Source organism: Actinosynnema sp. ALI-1.44 (assembly GCF_001984155.1).
In the GTDB taxonomy this organism is placed as follows: Bacteria; Actinomycetota; Actinomycetes; order Mycobacteriales; family Pseudonocardiaceae; genus Kibdelosporangium.
The window spans coordinates 39766-59127 of the sequence record NZ_MTQO01000046.1 but is presented as its reverse complement, the minus strand read 5'-3'; the positions used below and the strand labels follow the sequence as shown (position 1 = coordinate 59127).

The window sequence follows — 19362 nt, the reverse complement described above, 5'->3', positions numbered from 1 at the left end:
AACTATGATCGTCTTACGAAAACCCAGATGAACCATTGCGTGACAATCTGAAACCAACTTAAACTCACACCTTCGTCAGGCGAGTGCGGGTGGGTGAATTCCGCCATGGGCGAGAGCGGTCAGCTCAGTGGCTTGTTCTTCGGGGGCTGGGGTGATTACCAGACATGGGCCGACCATGATTTCCAGCTGCGTTCGTCGACGGAGAAACCGGTGTCAACTCAGGACGATCGGGCATCGGAGCAACCGGTGACCCAGCCGTACATGGAGCCGGTCGACCCGGACGACCTGCCTTTCGCCGAGCCGGTCGAGGAGGACGAGCCGCGCACACTCGTACGGCCGTACACCCGGACCGGCGGGCGCACGCGGCCCCAGCACACCCTCGAACTCGAGACGCTGCTGTCCTACTCACCCGGACGGCAGACGGACCTGACTGCGTTACGTGCCGACCACCGGGCGATCTGCCTGGCCTGCCAGGCCCCGCAGTCGACCGCGGAGCTGGCGGTCCGGCTCGGTCTGCCGCTCGGCGCCGCGCGGGTGCTGATCGCGGACGTGGTCGAGCTGGGCCTCATCCACGTGCACGAACTCGAACTCGTGGACAACCGCCCCTCCATGGACCTGCTGGAGCGAGTCCACGCGGGGCTTCTCCGTCTTTAGGCCGAGCCCGCCGCTGGCCGCACCCGAGAACGCGAGGAGCAGGGCCAGCACGAGCAGCGGAATCCGTTTCCTGAGGATCGCCGCCGCCGCCACCGCGATCGCGCCGACCGACAGCACGAGGCTCGCGATGACCAAGCCTTTGGTGAGGTCTCCGTAGGCCAACACGAACACGACCGTGAAAATCGCGAGCGCCATGCCCAGCAGCGCCGACCAGGTTCGCGCGAGATTGCGGACCGAATTGCCGACTGTTTGCGTCACGACTTCTCCCCTGACGGTTACCCGTGGTACTGCACGGAGTTGAAGACGTGCATCGCCCACGCGCGTTCCGTTTCCGAGGGGTCGTCGTGAACGAACACAACCCGCAGAACCGCCCCCGGCCACGCCACGAAGCAATAGACCTCATTCTGCTGCTTGCCGTCGACGGTATTGGCGAGCCAGAAGCAGTACCGGACCTCGACGCCTGTTTCCTGCCTGCTGGACTGCGACACCGGTACGTCCGGCGCGCCCTTGAGCAACGTGTTGAGGAACTCCTCGGCCGGGCGGTCGCGCCCGGCGGTGAACTGGTCGATGTGGACAGTGCGGCCCGGTCCGGTGAACGTCAGGGTCGTGCCTTCGACCCTGGCCGCCAACCCGGCCGTGCGCTCGATGGTCCAGTCGCCGCCGATGGACTCCCGGAAGGTCACCGGCAGCGCGACGCCGAAGAAGCCGAGCACGTAGTCCCGGTTCCACGGCTCGGTCAGCATCCGGTGCAGCAGCGGGTGATCCGAGGCGTCGACGTACGGGATCTCGTCGACGTTGCGCACCACGGCGGTGAGCGGCGCGTCGAGGATCTCCTCGCCCCACGGCTTGATCACGTTGGCGAAGGTCCCTTGTAGCACAAGGTCCTTGTACGCGTCCTCGTGCCACACCGACGCGGCGCGCTCCAGGTCGGCGTCGCTGATCTTCATCCAGGCACCGAACACCATGGTGACGCCTTCGGTCAGCGCGATCGGCAGCAGACAGCGAGCGAACGCGCCGACACCGTCGACCCGCAGCAGACCGGGGTTGACAGCGTGCACGGCGTCGCGTGGCATGTCGATCGCGACTTCCGGCCGGTAGAGGCGGAAGTCGATCTGACCGCTGGTGGTGATGGTCTGGCCGCAGCAGTTGCACCTCTCCGGCGTCCACGGTCGCCACGGCAACGCCTCACGCCAGCCGTCCCGCTCGAACGCCCACTGCGTGATGACTCGTGAGACCAGTTCTTGTGCGGCGAACTCGTTGTCCCGGTCCACCACGGCGGTGAAGTGCGTGTCCGGGCTGCCGTCGCGGTACTCGATGTCGTAGAAGTCCAGTTCGTCACTGATGCGCAGCTGGATGTAGTACTGGTCGTTGGGTGCGCCGACCCGGTCGACGATCATGTACTGGTTCCGCAGGTTCAGCTCGCTGATCAGGTCGAACAGCTGCTCCTCGGACGGATCGGCCCACGCCTGCTCCATCCCCTCCACTCGTACCAGGATCCGCTGTGCCACGGCGGTCACACTATCGGAGTCATTGCCGAGCAGTGGCCAGTTCCCACGGCCAACGCCCCCGCCGGGCCGCCTCGATCACCTGGATCGCGGTGAGCGACTCGTCGGAGCGGCCGTGGAAGGTGATCCACGGCCACTCCGGCTCCGAACACCCACAGTTGGCTACGTAGTCGGTTGTCCACCATCTGTAACGAGCGACGCCCGCTGGCAGGTCGACGCTCTCCGACAGGAACGGTCAGATGCCCAACTGGTCCAGCAGGAACGCCAGTATCTCGGCGCGGGTCTCCGCGGCGATCGCGGGGTCGATGCTGCCGTGGCCGACGTCCCGCCACACCCGCAGCAGGACCGGGTGATCGCTGGTCGACGCGTGTTGCAGGGCAGCGGTGAACTTCCGGCCCTGCACGGGCGGGCAGCCGATGTCGTGCTCACCGATCACCTGCAGCACGGCCGGATAGGCCACGCCCGGCTGGACGTTGTGGTACGGCGAGTACGCGGCGAGGACCGGGGCGTCGCCCGGATCGTCGGGATCGCCGTAGTCCTTGGCGTACACCGCGCGGATGGCCTCGGCGCCATCCACACCGGCCAGCGGTTCGAGCACGTCGAGCACGGGAACCTGGGCCACGACCGCACGCCACAGGTCCGGCTGCTGCGTCGCGGCGACACCGGCGACCAGGCCGCCGTTCGACGCGCCGTGAAACGCCAGTGTGCTCGCGATGCCACGGGCGAGCAGGTCTTCGGCGACCGCGCGCAGGTCGTCGAAGACGTTCTGCTTGTGCTGCCTGCGGCCGGATTCGTACCAGTCACGGCCGTATTCGCTGCCACCGCGCAGGGTGGCGCGGACATAGATGCCACCCGCCTGGACGAACGGGGTGTTGTCGCCGAGGAACACCGGCAGCCAGGGGATGTTGAAGCCGCCGTAGGCGTTGACCAGCGCCGGTTTCCCGCGGTTGCCGCCCGGTCCGGCCAGGACGAAGTACGGGATGCGGGTGCCGTCCTTCGACGTGGCGAAGAACTGCTCGGACGTGATGCCCGCCAGTTCACGACCGGCCTGGAGCACGTCAAGGCGGAGGTCGGCCACGTCCAACTGGTACAGCGTGTCGGCGGTGGTGAATGTGTTGGCGTAGAAGGAGAAGTTGTCCGACCGTGGCCTGACCCGGTCGAGCACGAGCCCGTAGGACGCACTGGCGGGCGGCAGCGGGGCGGTGCCGACGAGCGTGCCGTCGGGTTCGTGCACGCTGATGTCCAGCGCAACGTCCTTCAGCGCCGAGACAACAATCCGGCCGCCTACGATGTCCAACGACCGCAGCACCCTGTCGCCAGCGGGGATGATCTCGGTCCAGGTCTCCTGGTCGGTGGAGGTGGCCACCGGGATCGCCACGACACGCCCACGGGGTGTGTCCGTGACGATCGCCAGGTAGGTCTCGTCGTCGAGCCAGGTGCCGTGCAGTTCCTGAGTGAAGTCCACCGGTGTGAACCGCCGCCAGTGCCCGGTGGTCAGGTCACCGATCACCGAGGCGACGTACTCGTGCGGCACGGTGACGCCGAGGACGAACCGGCCCGACGGCGACACCTGTGGGGTGAGCCCGAGGGCGGTCGGTGAGACGTCGCCGAACTCGAAGATCGCCTCGGGGTGGTGCACGTCGCCGGTCACGGCGGCGAACCGCAGCGCGTGACGGCCGTCCGCCGTACGGCCGTGCAGGAAGAACCCGGAGCCGTCGGGCAGCCACTCGACGCGCAGCATGTTGCCCTGCATCGCCGGTTCGGCGACGTCCAGCAGGTGCCCGGAGTCCACGTCGACCACGCCGTAGTGGCCGAACGGTTCGCCGCCCGCGGAGTGGCTGAACGCCAGCCGTCGCCCGTCAGGTGACGGGATCGCGTAGAGGAAGGTCGTCGGCCTCCCGTCACCTCGCCGTGCGGTCACGTCGGCCGCGTCGAGCAGGACGCGTTCACCGCTGCCGTCCGTGACGCGGATGGCTTGCGCGGTCCCGTCGCCGTTGCGTCCGATCCGGAATTCCCTGCCCGCCACCGCCACTGGCGCTCCCAATGCGCCGTCGACAGCGGATGGCAGGTCACGCAGCGCCCGCAACGTCGGCTCGAAGTGCGGAGAAGCCCGGATCGCGGTGACGGCCGCGTCGACCTGCTTGTCCTGCCAGGACCGTACTTCCTCGGTGTCCGCGCCGAGCCAGTCGTACGGATCGGTGAAGGCCACTCCGCCGATGGTCTTGTTGACCGGCCGCCGTGGCGTATCGATGGTCACCCGTCCCCCACTTTCAGATGTTCTGATCATCCAGATGATGACATCATCTTGAATTCGGGGACGTCCGTGTGTCAAGACGCTGCGACCCGGAATACTCACGCTCGTGGAGGAACAGGACGCGGTGCGGTGGTGCGTGGTCGCCAACGTGGCGCCCCTGACCTCACACGGCCCTGGTGGTGCGGAAGTGCGAGCCGGCCTGAAGCACTTCTCCCCCGGCACCAAACTGTGGCTGGTCGAACCGCTCTGGGGAAGCGGCGGAGACCAGGTCGAGGTCCTCGGCAGGCACCGCGGCGCCCGCGGCCTGGTCCGGATGATCGTGCAGCGGCGGCACCTGACCGATTTCCGGGTCCAGGGCGTCCACAGTCCCGCCGTGCGCGAGCACCTGGGCTCGGCCTGGCCGACGAAGGAGAAGGCCGAGGAGATCGCGCGGGGCTGGAACCGGATCAGCGACGCGCAGACCGGCGTGCGCTACCAGGCTCGCCGCATCGAAGTCGTCCACGCGCTCGACGTCATCGGGCAGACCACCGATCCCCCGCGGTTCAACCACGCCCTGACCTACCGGATCGGCTGGATGCTGCGCGACGACATCCTCGGTGACCCCGGATCCACCATCGGCACCCTCCTGCGCGACCACGCCGAGGCCGAGGTCATCCACAGGCTGCTGGACCTCGCACGGGCGATCCCCGCCGAGTCCGACACCGACTACGTCCGCCATCCGCACTGGCCACGAGTCGCCGCGGCCGCACGAGAAGCCGCAGCCACCCTGACCCAACCGCAGCACGACCGGGAAGGCACACCATGACCGACGAGTGGCACCAGCCGTTGCGGCACATCCGGGGCGCCGAGCTGACGGGCGACACCAACCAGACCACCGGGATGACCCGGCTGGAGGCGGTGTCCGGCAAGACAGTCGGGTCGTCGAAGATCTGGATGGGTGAGACGCACGTCGGCCCGAACACGAACTCCGGCGACCACCACCACGGCGAGGCGGAGACCGCGATCTACGTCAAGTCCGGCCATCCGGTGTTCGTGTTCGCCGACGGTGACAAGGAGATCCGGCTGGAGACCGAACCCGGCGACTACATCTTCGTCCCGCCCTACGTGCCGCACCGCGAGGAGAATCCCACGGGCGAACCCGCCGTGGTGATCATTTCGCGCAGCAGCCAGGAGGGCATCGTGGTCAACCTGCCCAGCCTGTGGGCCCCGGTCGAGGTCCCACAGCAGCCCGGCGAGTGAGCGGGCGCAGCCCTCACCTGACCGCCGGTTGCACGGTGAGAGTCCCCGCATCCGTGTCCAGGACAGCGATCGGGCCCAACGGCACGGACAACGGCTCCGAGCCGTGCCCGACGTCGATGCCGCCGAGCACCGGCACGTCCAGCGCACCCAGCCGGTCCCGGAAGACGTCGACCAGGTTCCAGCCTCGGTCGACGTAGTCGTCGAAGCCGGGAAAACGGCCGAGTGCGACGCCGCGCAGTCCCCGCAGACTCCCGGAGCGGATGAGCTGGGTCAGCTGACGATCGATCTGGCCGATGCCGATGGCCCGTTCCGCCTCGGCGAACAGGATCGCACCGGCCAGACTGGGCAACCCCACGCCGACGGCGTGCGCGATCGTCCCCAGGTGCCCGCCGACGAGATTCCCGGTGGCCGTGCCGGGTACCTCGGCGGCGACCGCCATCGCCCCCGGATCGCGGTGGAGCGTGACGGGTTCGCTGCTCATCAGCAGGCTCCGGGTCGCGGCCGCCGAGCGTCGCCCGGCCAGGAACCCGTGGATCCCGGCGAGACGGCAGTGCCGCCAGAGCGCGAGGTGCACGTTCGTGATGTCGCTGAATCCCACGACCGGCTTCGGATCGGCTCGCACAGCGTCGAAGTCGATGCGGTCCGCGATGCGGTACGCGCCCGCGCCACCCCGGGTGGCGAACACCGCGCGGACGCCGGGATCGCGGAACGCGTCGTTGAGGTCTCTGAGCCGGTCCTCATCGCGGCCCGCCATGTAACCCCACTGGTCGAGCGCGTGGTCGCCGACCTCGACCACCAGCCCCCACCCGCGCAGGACCTCGGCGGACTCGGCGAGCAGCTCCGGGCTGGGGAAACTGGCCGGGGAAACCAGGCGGACACGATCACCGGGACGCACCCGGGGCGACAGCAGCACAGGATGATCTTGTCACTCGTCGGTGAGCCGGTAGTGCACGCGTGGCGGCACGGTCGGTTCCACCCGGCGTGCCACGAGGCCGTCGCGGACCATGCTCCGCAGGGTCACCGACAGCATCTTCTGCGAGACGCCGGGCATCCGGCGCCGCACCTCGGCGAACCGCATCTCGGCGGGCGCGGCGTCGGCGAGCGCCTTGACCGCCATCGAGGTCCATTTCGTCCCGATGCGATCCAGCAGCTGACGGGTCGGGCAGGCGGGTTCGAACAGGTCGCCCCGCTCCGGTCGGGCAGTCACCTGGACCTCACCACCTGTCGACGAGGTCATCGCACCGGACCTGCGCGGGCTGGGCGCGAGCACTCGCGCCCAGGACGGCTACGACGCGGCCACGCTGGCCGCCGATGTCGAAGGCCTCCTCGACGCCGTCGGCGAACCCACCGCCGCCGTGGTCGCCATCGACGCCGCCGTCCCGGCCGCGTTCCTGCTCGCGGTGCGGCGCCCCGACCGGGTCCGGCGGCTCGTGCTGATGGAGTCGCTGCTGGGTTCACTTCCCGGTGCCGAGGACTTCCTCGCGAGCGGCCTGCGCGTCAAATCAGCGATGCCGTGAGCCGTGGCCGACTCACCGTGCCCACCCTGTCGATCGTCGCCCACCCGGTCGGCGACGCACTGGAACGGCAGCTGCGTCCGATCAGCGACGACCTCACGGGACATCTCATCGCCGACTGCGGGCACATCATTCCCCTCGACCGCCCATGAGAACTGCTCAGCCTGCTTGCGCCATTCCTGGGCCGCTAGGCGATCTTGCGGCGGTACGCGGCCGTGGCGAACGCGTAGGTGACGATGAGGATGCCGACGCACCAGCCGAGCGCGATCCAGATGTCGTTGCCGAGCGGGGATTCGGTGAACAGGGCGCGGATGGCGTTGACGATGGACGTCACCGGCTGGTTCTCGGCGAAGGCGCGGAGCGGTCCGGGCATGGTGCCGGTCGGGACGAACGCCGAGCTGAGGAACGGCAGGAACATCAGCGGGTACGCGAACACTCCCGCACCCTCCACCGACTTCGCGGTCAGCCCGGGGATGACGGCCAGCCAGGTCAGTGCCAGGGTGAACAGGATCATGATGCCCGCGACCGCGAGCCACGCCAGGATTCCGGCGCTGGAGCGGAAACCCATGATCAGGGCGACGCCGACGACGACCACGAGCGAGATCAGGTTGGCCACCAACGAGGTCAGCACGTGCGCCCAGAGGACGCTCGACCGTGCGATCGGCATGGAGTGGAATCGCTCGAAGACCCCGCTCTTCATGTCGGTGAAGAGCCGGAACGCCGTGTAGGAGATCCCGGAGGCGACCGTGATCAGGAGGATCCCGGGCAACAGGTACGTCACGTACGAAGGCGACCCGGTGCTGATCGCGCCGCCGAACACGTAGACGAACAGCAGCATCATGGCGACCGGCATGATCGCCGTCGTGATGATGGTGTCGACGCTGCGCGTCACGTGCGTCATGGAACGTCCCAGCAACACCGCTGTGTCACCGAGGAAATGCTTGCGCATCGATGGTCCTTAGTGGTTCGTGCCGACGAGGGAGAGGAAGACGTCTTCGAGACTGGGCTGTTTCTCGACGTACTCGACCGTGGCGGGCGGGAGCAGTTGCTTGAGTTCGGCGAGGGTGCCGTGCACGAGGATCCGGCCCTCGTGCAGGATCGCGATCCGGTCGGCCAGGTGTTCGGCCTCGTCCAGGTACTGCGTCGTGAGCAGCACGGTCGTGCCCTGACCCGCGAGTTCCCTGACGGCGTCCCACACCTCGATGCGGGCCTGGGGGTCGAGCCCGGTCGTGGGCTCGTCGAGGAAGATCACCGGTGGGCTGCCGATGAGGCTCATCGCGATGTCGAGCCGTCGGCGCATGCCACCGGAGTACGTCGACACCTTGCGTGCGCCCGCATCGGCCAGCGAGAACCGGCCCAGCAGGGTGTCCGCGATCGTGCCTGGGTCTTTGAGGTGCCGCAGTTTCGCGACCAGCACCAGGTTCTCGCGTCCGGTGAGGATCTCGTCGACGGCCGCGAACTGCCCGGTGAGGCTGATGGACTCCCGTACGTTCTCCGGTTGTGCCGCCACGTCGAAGCCGTTCACGGTCGCTGTCCCCGCGTCGGCCTTGAGCAACGTGGACAGGATCTTCACGACGGTCGTCTTGCCCGCCCCGTTGGAGCCCAGCAGGGCGAAGATGCTGCCCTTGGCGACTTCGAAGTCCACGCCGCGCAGCACCCGCAGGTCCTTGTAGGACTTTTCCATGCCCTGCACGCGGATCACTGTCGTCATCCGGCCACCCCTCAACTACTCGGTGATACTGACTACCGGTACATAGTGACACGTACTACCGGTACTCGGCAACACCGAGTAGCGCTCGTTATCGGCGGATCAGGCCGAGGTCCGTGGCGGTGGCCACGGCAGCGGTGCGCGAGTCGACGCCGAGTTTGGTGTAGCAACGGGCAAGGTGCGATTTCACGGTGCCTTCGGTGAGATGCAGCCGTTCCGCGATGCCCCGGTTGGACAGACCACCGGCCACCAGGGTGAGGACTTCGATCTCCCGCCGGGTCAACGCGATGTCCGGCATGCGCATCCGGTTCAGCAGCCGGTCGGCGACGGTGGGCGCCAACGTGGTGCGCCCCGCCGCCGCGGTGCGCACGGCGGCTGCCAGGTCTTCGGGAAGCGCGTCCTTGAGCAGATACCCGGTGGCGCCCGCCTCGATGGCGGGCAGCGTGTCGGCGTCCGTGTCGTAGGTGGTGACGATCAGAACGCGGGGCGCATCGGGGTGCGCGGTGATCGCCGCGGTGGCTTCGGCGCCGGTCATTCCCGCGCCGAACTGCAGGTCCATCAGGACGACGTCGATGTCACCTTCGAGGGCACGGGCCACGGCGGCTTCGGCCGTCGCGGCCTCGGCGACCACGACGAGGCCGGGTTCGGTCTCCAGCACCGCGCGAAGCCCGGCGCGCACCACGGGGTGGTCGTCAGCCAGGAGAAGGCGGATCGGGGTGTCTGTCACGGGCGAGTCCCGGATCGTGGCAGTCGAGCGGCCAGAGCGGTGCCGTGGCCCGGGATTGACTCGACGGTGAGGGTGCCACCCAGCGCTCGGGCCCGGGTGCGCATGGCGGCCAGCCCGAATCCGCCCTCGCCGGGATCGGGCGCCGGAAGCCTGCCGAGGTCGAAGCCGGTTCCGTCGTCGACGACGTCGAGCGCGATCTCGTCACCGAGGTAGCTCAGGGTGACGTCGACGCTGGCGGCGTCGGCGTGGCGGACGGTGTTGGCGAGGGCAGCCTGGGCGATACGCAGCAGTGCGACCTCCTGGGCCGTCGGCAACGGGGCCGGGTCGCCGGTGAGGTGGAATCGCGCGGTGATCTGGTGGCGGGCGCTCGTGGTGGTGCACAAGCGTTCCAGTGCGCCCGCCAGCGTGGTGTCGTCGAGGGCCGGTGGGGTGTGGGCGGCGACGAAGCGGCGGGCTTCGGCGAGGTTGTCCACGGCGGCCTGGCGAGCCTGGTCCACGTAGCGGGCAGCGTTGTCCGCAGTCGCGGGCAGGGACCGTTCGGCTGCGCGCAGCAGCAACTGGATGCTGGACAGCCCCTGGGCGAGGGTGTCGTGGATCTCGCGGGCCAGGCGTTCGCGTTCGGCCAGGCCCCCGGCGGTGTGCTGGGCCTCGGCGAGGTCCGCACGGGTCGCTGTGAGCTCATCGATCAGGCGTCTGCGCCGCTCGCTCTCCCGGTACAGCGCCTGATAGCCCCACACCACGGCGACTGCCACGGCAGCACCGATCACCGGGCCGATCGCGGCGACCAGGCTGAAGGCACCCTGGTGCACGGCGAAGCCGATGACCGCTGCCAGCGCCGTCGCCGTCACCGCGACCAGGCCCACCCGACGCGGCAACAGGTGGAGTTGGAGGAAGTACAACGGGAAGGCGACCCACACCCCGTCGGCGGTCAGGACCACCAGGACCAGCCACACGGCGCTGACGGCACCCAGCCACCCCGCGGCAACCCGCCTGGACGTGCGGACGTGCGGCAGGAGCGGTCCGGCCGCGTACACCACACCGCACACCGCTGCCACGGCGACGACCGCCCCGGCCGTGGACCGGGCGGCTGCCAGGACGAGCAGGGCGATGAGCAGCAGGTGCAGGCACCAGGTCAGCACCCGGCTGGTCGGTGTCAAGGCAGGAGCGGCGGCGTTCACAGTAGACCCAGGCTACGGAGCGCCGACGGGAACCACCTCTATCGAAAGAGGGAACCGGCGCGCCGCCTTCCGGCTGGTGAAGTGCCATCCCCGGCCAGATGCCCCACCGGGGTGCCGACGGCGACTGTGGGAACCATGTTCGTCGCCTGGAGAGACCTGAGATTCGCCAAGGGACGGTTCGCCCTGATGGGCGCCGTCATCGTGCTGATCACCCTGCTGGTCGGCCTGCTGTCCGGACTGACCGCGGGCCTCGGTCGGCAGAACACCTCCGCCATCACCGGCTTGCCCGCCGACCGGATCGCCTTCGCGGCCCCCAGTGGCGACCAGGGCCTGTCGTACGCCGACTCGACGGTGACCGAGGCACAGTGGCGGCGATGGGCCACCGCTCCCGGCGTCACCAGCGCCGAACCGCTGGGCATCACTACCACCAAGGCCACCGCGGGCCGGCGCAGCACCGGTGTGTCGGCCTTCGGCGTCCAGACCGGGTCCGTCCTCGCCCCGGACAGCGGCAAGCTCAACGAGCACTCCGCCGTGCTGTCCGCCACGGCTGCCGCCGACCTGGGAGTCCAGCCCGGTGACAGCCTCACCCTGGCCGGACGGCAGCTGACCGTGGCCGCCGTGTCCGGCGACGCTTCCTTCAGCCACACCCCGGTCGTCTGGATCACCCTCGAAGCCTGGCGAACGGCAACCAGCGGCACGACTGCGACCGTGATCGCACTGACCACCACTTCCGAAGCCGACATCACCGACACCGACCGCGCCGTAGGCACCACGACAGTGTCCAAGGACGACTCCTTGTCCGCGATCGGCTCCTACACCTCCGAAAACGGCTCCCTGCAGCTGATGCGCGGCTTCCTGTTCGTGATCTCCGCCCTGGTCGTCGGCGCCTTCTTCGCCGTCTGGACCATCCAGCGCAGCGGTGACATCGCCGTCCTCAAGGCACTGGGCGCCACCACGGCCGGGCTGTTGAAGGACGCACTGGGCCAGGCTGTCGTCCTGCTCGCGGGCTGCGCCCTCGTCGGCACCGGCCTCGCAGCGGGCCTCGGCGCCGCCATCGCGGGCACCGCTGTTCCCTTCGTCCTCACACCCTCCACTGTGGTCGTCCCGGTCACCGTGATGGTCCTGCTCGGCGCACTGGGAGCCGCGCTCGCCATCCGCCGCATCACTGCTGTCGACCCGCTGACCGCCTTGGGGAGCACCCGATGAGTCTCACCCTGACCGGCGTCACCCTCACCTATCCCGACGGCGACGCCCGTCTCACCGCACTCGACCAGGTCACCCTGGACGTTCCCCGAGGCAGCCTGACCGCCGTGATCGGCCCGTCCGGCTCCGGGAAATCCAGCCTGCTCGCCGTCGCCGCCACCCTGATCGCTCCCGACGCAGGCACCGTCACCATCGACGGCACCACGACCACAGGAATGAGCCGCGGCGAACTCACCGACCTGCGTCGCCACAAGATCGGCATCGTCTTCCAGCAGCCCAACCTGCTGCCCGCTCTCACAGCCGCCGAACAGCTCCAGGTCATGGCCCAGATCGACGGCCGCTCCCCGGCCAAGGCGCGCACCCGGGCTCTGGAGCTGCTCGACACTGTCGGCCTGGCGCCTCAGGCACGGCGTCGGCCGCACCAGCTCTCCGGCGGCCAGCGCCAACGCGTGAACATCGCCCGTGCGTTGATGAACAACCCCACTGTCCTGCTGGTCGACGAGCCCACGAGCGCGCTCGACCACGAACGCGGAGCGGCCGTCGTCGACCTCATTACGCGTCTGACCCACCAGCAGGCGACCGCCACCGTCCTGGTGACCCACGACCGCACCCACCTCACCGCGGTCGACCAGATCGCCGAAGTCCAAGACGGACGCCTACACGTCCGGGGTCACTCGATGTGACGGCCACGGGCGTACGTGTACGACTTGAGCAGCACCTGCCACACGACCTCGATCTCGTCGCGGTCTGGCACGCGCGGCGGTTGTGCGTTCCGGTGTGCGGCACGCTGCCCGAGGCGGTGGCCGCCGCGTTGCTGTTGGTCGCGCAGCGCTGTGGTGGCATCCCTCGTTAGTAGTGGTCGGTGTTCACCCGGCTGTCGCGTGCGCGCGGTGGCGTGGCGGCTGAGGTGGAGGGGTCAGGGTGTTGATCTGTGGATGGAGGGATGGGCCGATGAGGGTGTCGCGGCGGGTGTTCGCAGGTGTCGCGGCGGTTGTGCTGGCCTCCGCGATCCACCCTGAGGCCGGTCGCGTTGACGCGACCCAGTCGGATCTGGGCTGCGGTTCAGGCAGGGCGTGTGTTCTCCCGGCGGGCCGCGTCGATCCCTCGGTGGAGCACTACGCGCGCGACGACCCGATGCACCGGACCTGCCACCGCCCAGAGCAGGCGGCCAGCCGGTTTGTCGAATCGGACCAGCGTGGAAACCTGAATCTTGGCAGCAGTCGCCGAGACCACGAGCCGGAGAACCAGAAGCGTGCCGTCCACGCCGTAGACAGCCTCGTCGGGCTCATCACGTAACCGCTTCCAGCCCGACAGTGGCGCGCTCGAGGAGGCATCGAGCCGCAATCGCAGCACACATCGCTGCAGCGCGGCGACCACACCACGCAGGCGCGGGACGCTGCCGAAGGCCAGCGCGGCCAGCGCGTCGGCGGACCGTCCTGCCCGCAGCCCCGGTGACCCGATGACGACATAGGAGTCCTGGTAATCCACGACGTCCAACAACCCCATGCCGAGTATCCGGCCCGGCACCGCGACCCGGCGTACCACACACACCTCCGCTCCCGCAGTGAGCCAAGAAACATGGTATCGCCTCAGCACAGCAGCGCCAGACGGAACACCGCGACATGATCGGTATAGCCGAGGGAATCCTCATGCACCGCCACGACATCGGCCCCGTCGCAGCGTTCCGGCTGCTGGTCGAGCGCCTACGGCGACGTGTAACACGGGGCCACGTCAGCTCGCACAGCAGGTCGTAGCCGTAGGAACGGCAGGACGCTGGGCTGTTTCCACACGCCAACAGGTCACGCAACGGCCCGGTGCACCGCCTTGTCGGAGAACGACAGCCGCAACGCGAACGGGAAACAGGTCACCATCGTGCCGCGCAGCTGGACCACCTGATACGACACGTCGACCATGGCGTGCTCGTCGATCAACCGGTCAAAGATCCGCTTCACCGTATGCCGCTGTTTCCGCGGCGCGTCCAGGTCCACGCGTAGGGATTTCGTCGATCACCGGTTTGAACGAGTCCAGCTTCGACGGACGAGGCGGTGGCACCTCTCCCTGTTGTCCACTGTTGTACTACGACTCCGAGCATGAAGCGTTCTCCGTCGGCGCGGGCGCGAAGCTGCAGGGCGTCTACGAACGGCTGTACCGCAACTGGGGCGTGACAATCCCCGGCGGGCTCTGCTACTCAGTCTGCTGGGATCCCCGGGGACACGTTCCGCCACCGCCAGTCGATCCGCTTGCCTTGACGGCTCACGCCGGGCCCCGGTCAACCGGGCAGTCCCAAGTGGAATCGCAGGAGGCGTGTCTGTTCCTGGCCGAGGACCGCTTCGGCGCCGGTGACCAGTGCGGACAACTCGTCCGCCCGGGATCCGCTGGGGAACGAGTACGTGGTCGCCGCGTCTCGGGTCAGCCAGTTGGCGAGGTCGGCGCGGGCGTCGGCCCGGATGGCGTGCTCGGGGTCGTTGATGAGACGCAGGTCGACGCTGATCCGCGTCCACGTGTCGCGGGCACGCAGAAGCCGGTGGGCCGCCTGCCGTACGTGCCGCGTCTGTGACGGGTCGAGCAACGGCCGCAGGGCCCGCTCGTCCAGACTGCTCGCGTGGGGGCTGAGTGACAGCGTGACCTGTCGTGTCACCGAGGACACGGCGTCGGTCAACCGTGGCAGCAACAGATCCGGCGACGTGCATCCACGCCGTCGCAGTGCTCGTACCGTTTCGGCTCGCCCACGTGACGACGGGTGAGCCAGCCACGGCCGTAGCAGGTCGATGTCCGAGTCGATGCCGGTCTCGCCCAGACCCGCGATCACCGCGGGGTTGGGTGGCCGTTGTTCGGCGAGCAGTGCTCGGTACCGTACGGCCGGGTCCGTGCCAGCCCGACGTGCGATGGTCTGCGCGGTCGCGCGCACCAGCGCACTGCGGTCGTCCAGAGCTTCGATGGCTGCGCCGACTTCGCCGAGGACGCATACGGCTTCGGCACGGACCGCCGCGGTGCCGCTGCCGAGCAGTCGGCGCGGGGTCTCATGATCGCCCATAGCCCGCGCGGCGCGGATGGCGGCCTGCGCGCACATGATCCGGACGGGCAAGTCGCCGTCGGCGGTCGCCGCGTGCACCATCTGCTCGACGCTGAGCCGCCCGGCGCCCAGGACGATGGCGTGGGCGTTTCGCCTGACACGCCAGTCCTCGCTAGCCAACGCGGCGGCTATTGCTTCGGGCGGACCGTCGCGCAGCAGGCCGTCGATGGCGTCGGCGAGCCAGGCGCCCGCTTGCCGGGCTCGCAGGGCAAGTGCGACCGGTGCCAGGGACACGATCGCCTCCGCCGGTGCGCGGTTGAGGTACCGGCGGCACACCTGCCGGGCACGGTCCCGCAGCTCAGGCACCCAGTCCGCGGCACGCAGGGCCAGCGTCGGCAGCACGACCATGGTGTCGTCGTCGAGCGCGGCTTCCCTGACAAAGCCGTCCGGGTGGCACGCCGCGAGCAGCAGATCCAACGGCCCGGCGTGGCCCGCGCCCAGGCGGTCGGCGACGGCCTCGGTCCATTGGGGCGCATGCCACAGACTCCGTCGAGTGGACACGTCCACCATGAGCCACAACCGTGGCTTCGCCCCGATCAAGGCCCGCATCGTGCCCGCGATCAGTTCGGCGTCCCCGCGGTGGCTGATCGCGAGCAGCAACGACGCGAGGTCATCGGCTGCGGACGTCCGGCCGGTTGTGGCACGGTCGACAGCACGGTGGATTCGCTCCAGGCTGAGCATGTCGGCAGGCGCGTCGTCGTAGACGTGCGTTGCGTTCGACGCCGGTCCTAGGCGCGCACGCAATCGCTTGATCAACCATTCAGTCACCGCAGCTTCCCCCTCCTCGACGGCAACGCAGTCTTCCCCACGGGCGCGCCGGAGAGCACGCGATTTCCGAAAGGTCAACCACGTCCGGCTGAATCTGTCGGCGAGGCATGGTTCGAGCTCGTCGCGACATTGGCGCAGTTCGCCGGCGTGCCCCTCAGAGGTCGCGGCTGTGGCAATTGTCGTATCGCTGATCGGCGTGCCGGGGTTCACGAGCGGCGCGCCGAAGGCCGGCACGGCGGACAAGCCCGCGGGCGTGACGGTCGGTTGTCATCACGCCAGGAACAGATCCGGCCGAGGCATGCGCGGTACACCTGGCCGCGCTCACCGGCGACTCCGCCGCGTCGTGGCACGCGGACCTGACCGCCGACCCGACGAACCTGCACCTGCGCATCAGGCAGGCGATGAGTCAGGACGCCGATGACCTCCTGCTGGTCATCGACCAGTTCGAGGAGGTGGTCACGTTGTGCGGCCACCGCGAACGCGCGTGGCTCACCGAGGCCGTTCTCCTCGCCGCGGCCGCCGAGACCAGCCGGGTACGGATCGTGCTGGGAATACGCGCGGGCTTCTACAGCCACGCCGAGCTGAGCCCGGACCTGGTCGACGCCCGGCGGCACGGGTATTTCCATCTCGGTCCCTTCACCGCCCAGCAATTGCGGGAGGCGATCACCGCCCCTGCCGTACGGGACGGGTACCAGGTCGAAACCGCCCTGGTGACGCGGATCGTGGCCGACGCGACCGGGCAGCCCGGGATTCTCCCGCTGGTCTCGCACGCGCTGCTCGAGACGTGGCGGCGACGCCAGGGCATGGCGCTCACCCTGGCGGGCTACGAGGCAGCAGGCGGAATCGAACACGCGGTGGCACACACGGCCGAAAACGTCTACAGCACGTTGGGTCCCAGCCAGCAGGAGGCAGTCCGGCGCCTGTACCTGCGGATGATCACGGTCGGCGAGGGCACCGCCGACACCAAACGACGAATCAGCACGGACGAACTCGACGAGGACCCGTCGTTCGCCCGTGGTCGCGCGCCTGACCGAGGCGAGATTGCTGGTCGCCGACCACACGGGCGTCGAGATGATCCACGAGGCGCTCACCTACCAACCGATGTCCGTCGTCACCTGGGACCTCGCCACCCGGCAGCAGGTCTCCGAGTTCAACGCCGGAACGCACGGCTCGCCGCGGTTCAGCAAGGACGGCACGCGCGTGGCCATCGCGAGCCACGGCCGGGCGGAAGTGTGGGACCTCCGGGATCCGCGTCGGGTCGCCCAAGTCGAGACCGTGAACGAGTCGCGGTTCGCGGCATTCGGCGACCTGAACCCCGACGGCACGCTGCTGGCGTCGGTCGACCGGGACGGCAAGCTCTCCCTCTGGGATGTCGCGGCTCGAACCCGTTGGGCCGTGCTGACTGGGCACGGGCAAGCCGTCCAGCAGCTCGCGTGGAGTGCCGACGGCGCATCGCTGGCGTCAGCGAGCACCGACGGGACGATAGCGTTGTGGACAGTCGACATCGGCCGGGCTGTCAATCAGCTCTGCCATTCCCTCAACCTCCACAGACCCCGCCGAACCACAACCGAAACCGGCCCTGTGTCAGTGACGGGCGAGGTGTTCCCTCGGACTCACCCCACGCACCCGCTTGAACGCGGCACTCAGGGCGAAACCGCTGCCGTACCCGACTTTCCTCGCCACCGAGCCGACCGTGGCCGCGGGCTCCCGCAGCAGGTCGGCGGCGAGCGCGAGGCGCCAGTCGGTCAGGAACGCCATCGGCGACTCACCCACCAACTCCGTGAACCGCCGGGCCAGTGTGGCCCGCGAGACGCCGGTCGCGTCCGCCAGTGACGCCACCGTCCACGGGTGTGCGGGGTCGTTGTAGATCATCCGGAGCGCGGCCCCCACAACAGGATCGCCATGTGCCCGGTACCAGGGCGGGGTTTCGGCGTCCTCCCGCGCGAACCACGCCCGCAGGACCGTGATGAGCACCAGGTCGAGCAGGCGGTCGAGGACCACCGCCTGCGCCGGTTCGTCCTTGGCGATCTCGTCGGCCAGTACCGGGATGATCGGCGACTCCCCCGTGCCCGACGGCACGACCAGCATGGGCGGCAACGCGTCCAGCAGTCTTCGGCTCACCTCGCCGGACATGTGGTACGTGCCGATGAGCATCATCGTGTCGCCGTCGAGTTTGTCGCCCCAGGTGCGCACGCCCAGGCCCAGTTTCTCCTCCAGCGGTTCGCCGCGCAGCGTCGTGCACCGGTCGCCGGGGTGGATCACCACCTGCGGGGGCGTCGCCGGGTCGTTGGCGACGATGTACGGGGTGGTGCCGCGGGCGACAACCACGTCGCCGGTGTTCACCTTGACGGGCTCGTCGCCATCGGGGATGACCCAGCCGCTGCCGCGGGCCATCGTGACCAACGCGAGCGGGGCCTCGTCACGGACGTGGATGCTCCACGGCGGATCGAGGACGACCTTCATCAGGAACGCGCCGCGGGCGCGTGGGCCGTCGAGGAGGTTGGCGAGTGCGTCCACTCCCCCACCTTAGACGCACGCTTATGGAAACGAGATTTTCGACCATGGCCCGTCTCATCCGGTTCGCCTTTACTGGGTGTCATGACAGAGCAGCCAATCCTGGTCCTCGGCGGAACCGGCAAGACGGGCAGCCGCGTCGCGGCCCGCCTGACCGCACTCGGCGTTCCGGTGCGGATCGGTTCACGATCCGCCGAGATTCCGTTCACCTGGGAGGACGACCAGACCTGGGGCCCCGCGCTTCGAGGCACCTCGGCCGCCTACATCGCGTACTACCCCGACCTCGGCGCGCCTGGCGCCGCGGCCGCCATCGGCGCGTTCTGCCAACTGGCCGTCTCACTGGGCGTCACACGCCTGGTGCTGCTGTCGGGCCGTGGCGAGGAGGAAGCCGAGCGCAGCGAGCAGGAGCTGCGCAAGTCCGGCGCGGACTGGACGATCCTGCGGGCGAGCTGGTTCGCGCAGAACTTCAGCGAGAGCTTCCTGCTCGACCCGGTCCTCGACGGATCGGTGATGCTGCCCGCGGGAGACGTCGTCGAGCCGTTCGTCGACGTGGAGGACATCGCGGACGTAGCCGTGGCGGCGCTGACCGATGCCGGTCACGTCGGCAAGCTGTACGAGCTGACCGGTCCGGAGGCGTTGTCGTTCTCCGACGCGATCGCCGAGATCGCCGTCGCGGCCGCTCGTGACGTCCGCTACCTGCGGATCACGACCGAGCAGTTCGCGGCGGCGCTGGCCGACGAGGTCGGGCCGGAGTACGCCGGGTTCCTGACCTACCTGTTCACCGAGGTCCTCGACGGCCGCAACGCCAAGCCGACCGAGGGTGTCCGGCAGGCGCTGGGCCGTGAGCCGCGCTCGTTCCGCGAGTACGCCAGGAGGACCGCCGCCACCGGGGTGTGGGCATCGGGCCGGTGAACCCGGGTCAACCACGACATTCGCTCTGACAGCGCGTGATCGCCGGTCGCCGCACGTGACTAGGCCGAGCAGATATCTCCCGTTCACCTTCTCGTCATTTTCGCGTCATCCAA

Annotated in this window: 21 protein-coding genes and 3 pseudogenes; 12 read left to right on the top strand and 12 right to left on the bottom strand. The window is 69.0% G+C overall.

Features of this window, described 5'->3' with window-relative positions; all coding sequences use genetic code 11:
* Positions 1–210: 210 nt before the first annotated feature.
* Positions 211–654, top strand: coding sequence for a DUF742 domain-containing protein (locus ALI144C_RS23020; RefSeq protein ID WP_168211327.1), 444 nt, complete (start codon positions 211–213; stop codon positions 652–654).
* Between the two features lie 275 nt (positions 655–929).
* Here the strand turns inward: ALI144C_RS23020 and ALI144C_RS23015 are convergent, their stop codons facing one another.
* Together ALI144C_RS23015 and ALI144C_RS23010 are read right to left on the bottom strand one after the other, a co-directional pair.
* Positions 930–2162, bottom strand: coding sequence for a DUF2199 domain-containing protein (locus tag ALI144C_RS23015; protein WP_143230803.1), 1233 nt, complete (start codon positions 2160–2162; stop codon positions 930–932).
* Between the two features lie 232 nt (positions 2163–2394).
* Positions 2395–4416 carry a prolyl oligopeptidase family serine peptidase gene (locus ALI144C_RS23010; RefSeq protein WP_076989221.1) on the bottom strand — a complete coding sequence of 674 codons (2022 nt, stop codon included), beginning with the start codon at positions 4414–4416 and terminating at the stop codon, positions 2395–2397.
* A gap of 103 nt (positions 4417–4519) precedes the next feature.
* On the opposite strand from ALI144C_RS23010, the gene ALI144C_RS23005 reads away from it, so the two are divergent.
* Positions 4520–5218, top strand: a complete 699-nt coding sequence (locus ALI144C_RS23005) for an SCO4402 family protein (protein ID WP_076989220.1) — start codon at positions 4520–4522, stop codon at positions 5216–5218.
* A complete protein-coding gene (locus tag ALI144C_RS23000) occupies positions 5215–5652 on the top strand; it encodes a cupin domain-containing protein (RefSeq protein ID WP_076989219.1) in 438 nt (145 codons plus the stop codon). The genes ALI144C_RS23005 and ALI144C_RS23000 overlap by 4 nt, the downstream gene beginning before the upstream one ends.
* Before the next feature lie 13 nt (positions 5653–5665).
* On the opposite strand, the gene ALI144C_RS22995 is transcribed toward ALI144C_RS23000, so the two are convergent.
* The gene (locus ALI144C_RS22995; protein WP_237774270.1) at positions 5666–6565 is read right to left on the bottom strand and encodes a S66 peptidase family protein; all 900 of its coding nucleotides are present in this window, start codon (positions 6563–6565) and stop codon (positions 5666–5668) included.
* A gap of 18 nt (positions 6566–6583) precedes the next feature.
* A pseudogene (locus tag ALI144C_RS22990) lies at positions 6584–6889 on the bottom strand (winged helix-turn-helix transcriptional regulator); the annotation flags it as partial.
* Between ALI144C_RS22990 and ALI144C_RS57645 the strand changes: the two are divergent.
* Positions 6888–7169 (top strand): alpha/beta fold hydrolase, encoded by a 282-nt coding sequence (locus tag ALI144C_RS57645; RefSeq protein ID WP_330359607.1) that lies wholly within the window; start codon positions 6888–6890, stop codon positions 7167–7169. The pseudogene ALI144C_RS22990 and the gene ALI144C_RS57645 overlap by 2 nt on opposite strands.
* Positions 7166–7318, top strand: a complete 153-nt coding sequence (locus ALI144C_RS57640) for a hypothetical protein (RefSeq protein WP_237774269.1) — start codon at positions 7166–7168, stop codon at positions 7316–7318. The genes ALI144C_RS57645 and ALI144C_RS57640 overlap by 4 nt, the downstream gene beginning before the upstream one ends.
* Before the next feature lie 35 nt (positions 7319–7353).
* Here the strand turns inward: ALI144C_RS57640 and ALI144C_RS22980 are convergent, their stop codons facing one another.
* The 4 genes from ALI144C_RS22980 to ALI144C_RS22965 all read right to left on the bottom strand — a co-directional run bounded on the left by ALI144C_RS22980 (position 7354) and on the right by ALI144C_RS22965 (position 10779).
* Entirely contained in the window at positions 7354–8115 is a 762-nt protein-coding gene (locus tag ALI144C_RS22980; RefSeq protein ID WP_076989218.1) for an ABC transporter permease, read from the bottom strand.
* A 9-nt stretch (positions 8116–8124) separates the two neighbouring features.
* Entirely contained in the window at positions 8125–8877 is a 753-nt protein-coding gene (locus ALI144C_RS22975) for an ABC transporter ATP-binding protein (protein WP_076989217.1), read from the bottom strand.
* Positions 8878–8965: 88 nt separating this feature from the next.
* Positions 8966–9601, bottom strand: a complete 636-nt coding sequence (locus ALI144C_RS22970) for a response regulator (protein ID WP_076989216.1) — start codon at positions 9599–9601, stop codon at positions 8966–8968.
* Positions 9598–10779, bottom strand: coding sequence for a sensor histidine kinase (locus ALI144C_RS22965; RefSeq protein ID WP_076989215.1), 1182 nt, complete (start codon positions 10777–10779; stop codon positions 9598–9600). The genes ALI144C_RS22970 and ALI144C_RS22965 overlap by 4 nt, the downstream gene beginning before the upstream one ends.
* A gap of 135 nt (positions 10780–10914) precedes the next feature.
* Here ALI144C_RS22965 and ALI144C_RS22960 point away from each other — a divergent pair, with 135 nt between their 5' ends.
* Genes ALI144C_RS22960 through ALI144C_RS55685 form a run of 3 tightly spaced genes read left to right on the top strand, consistent with a single transcriptional unit; the run spans position 10915 to position 12835 of the window.
* Complete coding sequence (locus tag ALI144C_RS22960; protein ID WP_076989572.1) at positions 10915–11985, top strand: ABC transporter permease; 1071 nt, start codon at positions 10915–10917, stop codon at positions 11983–11985.
* Entirely contained in the window at positions 11982–12665 is a 684-nt protein-coding gene (locus ALI144C_RS22955) for an ABC transporter ATP-binding protein (protein ID WP_076989214.1), read from the top strand. Before ALI144C_RS22960 ends, ALI144C_RS22955 begins: the two co-directional genes overlap by 4 nt.
* Positions 12662–12835: a hypothetical protein gene (locus tag ALI144C_RS55685; RefSeq protein WP_168211326.1), complete on the top strand. Its 174-nt coding sequence runs from the start codon at positions 12662–12664 to the stop codon at positions 12833–12835. The genes ALI144C_RS22955 and ALI144C_RS55685 overlap by 4 nt, the downstream gene beginning before the upstream one ends.
* A 209-nt stretch (positions 12836–13044) precedes the next feature.
* Here ALI144C_RS55685 and ALI144C_RS22950 read toward each other — a convergent pair whose 3' ends face one another.
* Entirely contained in the window at positions 13045–13527 is a 483-nt protein-coding gene (locus ALI144C_RS22950) for a DUF2867 domain-containing protein (protein WP_143230802.1), read from the bottom strand.
* 38 nt (positions 13528–13565) lie between these two features.
* Here ALI144C_RS22950 and ALI144C_RS53455 point away from each other — a divergent pair, with 38 nt between their 5' ends.
* Positions 13566–13736 (top strand): ANTAR domain-containing protein, encoded by a 171-nt coding sequence (locus ALI144C_RS53455; RefSeq protein WP_269086701.1) that lies wholly within the window; start codon positions 13566–13568, stop codon positions 13734–13736.
* 45 nt (positions 13737–13781) lie between these two features.
* On the opposite strand, the gene ALI144C_RS22940 is transcribed toward ALI144C_RS53455, so the two are convergent.
* Both ALI144C_RS22940 and ALI144C_RS56800 read right to left on the bottom strand, forming a co-directional pair.
* The gene (locus ALI144C_RS22940; RefSeq protein WP_193441217.1) at positions 13782–13934 is read right to left on the bottom strand and encodes a hypothetical protein; all 153 of its coding nucleotides are present in this window, start codon (positions 13932–13934) and stop codon (positions 13782–13784) included.
* A gap of 317 nt (positions 13935–14251) precedes the next feature.
* Positions 14252–15823 carry a hypothetical protein gene (locus ALI144C_RS56800; protein ID WP_202819034.1) on the bottom strand — a complete coding sequence of 524 codons (1572 nt, stop codon included), beginning with the start codon at positions 15821–15823 and terminating at the stop codon, positions 14252–14254.
* A 269-nt stretch (positions 15824–16092) separates the two neighbouring features.
* Between ALI144C_RS56800 and ALI144C_RS59125 the strand changes: the two are divergent.
* A pseudogene (locus ALI144C_RS59125) lies at positions 16093–16764 on the top strand (nSTAND1 domain-containing NTPase); the annotation flags it as partial.
* A gap of 130 nt (positions 16765–16894) precedes the next feature.
* Positions 16895–17338, top strand: a pseudogene (locus tag ALI144C_RS59120) (WD40 repeat domain-containing protein); the annotation flags it as partial.
* Between the two features lie 69 nt (positions 17339–17407).
* Here the strand turns inward: ALI144C_RS59120 and ALI144C_RS22920 are convergent.
* Positions 17408–18340 carry an AraC family transcriptional regulator gene (locus tag ALI144C_RS22920; RefSeq protein WP_076989209.1) on the bottom strand — a complete coding sequence of 311 codons (933 nt, stop codon included), beginning with the start codon at positions 18338–18340 and terminating at the stop codon, positions 17408–17410.
* An 81-nt stretch (positions 18341–18421) separates the two neighbouring features.
* Between ALI144C_RS22920 and ALI144C_RS22915 the strand changes: the two genes are divergently transcribed.
* Positions 18422–19249 carry an NAD(P)H-binding protein gene (locus ALI144C_RS22915; RefSeq protein ID WP_076989208.1) on the top strand — a complete coding sequence of 276 codons (828 nt, stop codon included), beginning with the start codon at positions 18422–18424 and terminating at the stop codon, positions 19247–19249.
* Positions 19250–19362: the final 113 nt, after the last annotated feature.

Coding starts and splice junctions, on each gene's coding strand:
- ALI144C_RS22915 (WP_076989208.1), top strand. CDS start 18,422: ATGACAGAGCAGCCAATCCTGGTCCTCGGCGGAACCGGCAAGACGGGC.
- ALI144C_RS22980 (WP_076989218.1), bottom strand. CDS start 8,115: ATGCGCAAGCATTTCCTCGGTGACACAGCGGTGTTGCTGGGACGTTCC.
- ALI144C_RS22975 (WP_076989217.1), bottom strand. CDS start 8,877: ATGACGACAGTGATCCGCGTGCAGGGCATGGAAAAGTCCTACAAGGAC.
- ALI144C_RS23000 (WP_076989219.1), top strand. CDS start 5,215: ATGACCGACGAGTGGCACCAGCCGTTGCGGCACATCCGGGGCGCCGAG.
- ALI144C_RS22955 (WP_076989214.1), top strand. CDS start 11,982: ATGAGTCTCACCCTGACCGGCGTCACCCTCACCTATCCCGACGGCGAC.
- ALI144C_RS22960 (WP_076989572.1), top strand. CDS start 10,915: ATGTTCGTCGCCTGGAGAGACCTGAGATTCGCCAAGGGACGGTTCGCC.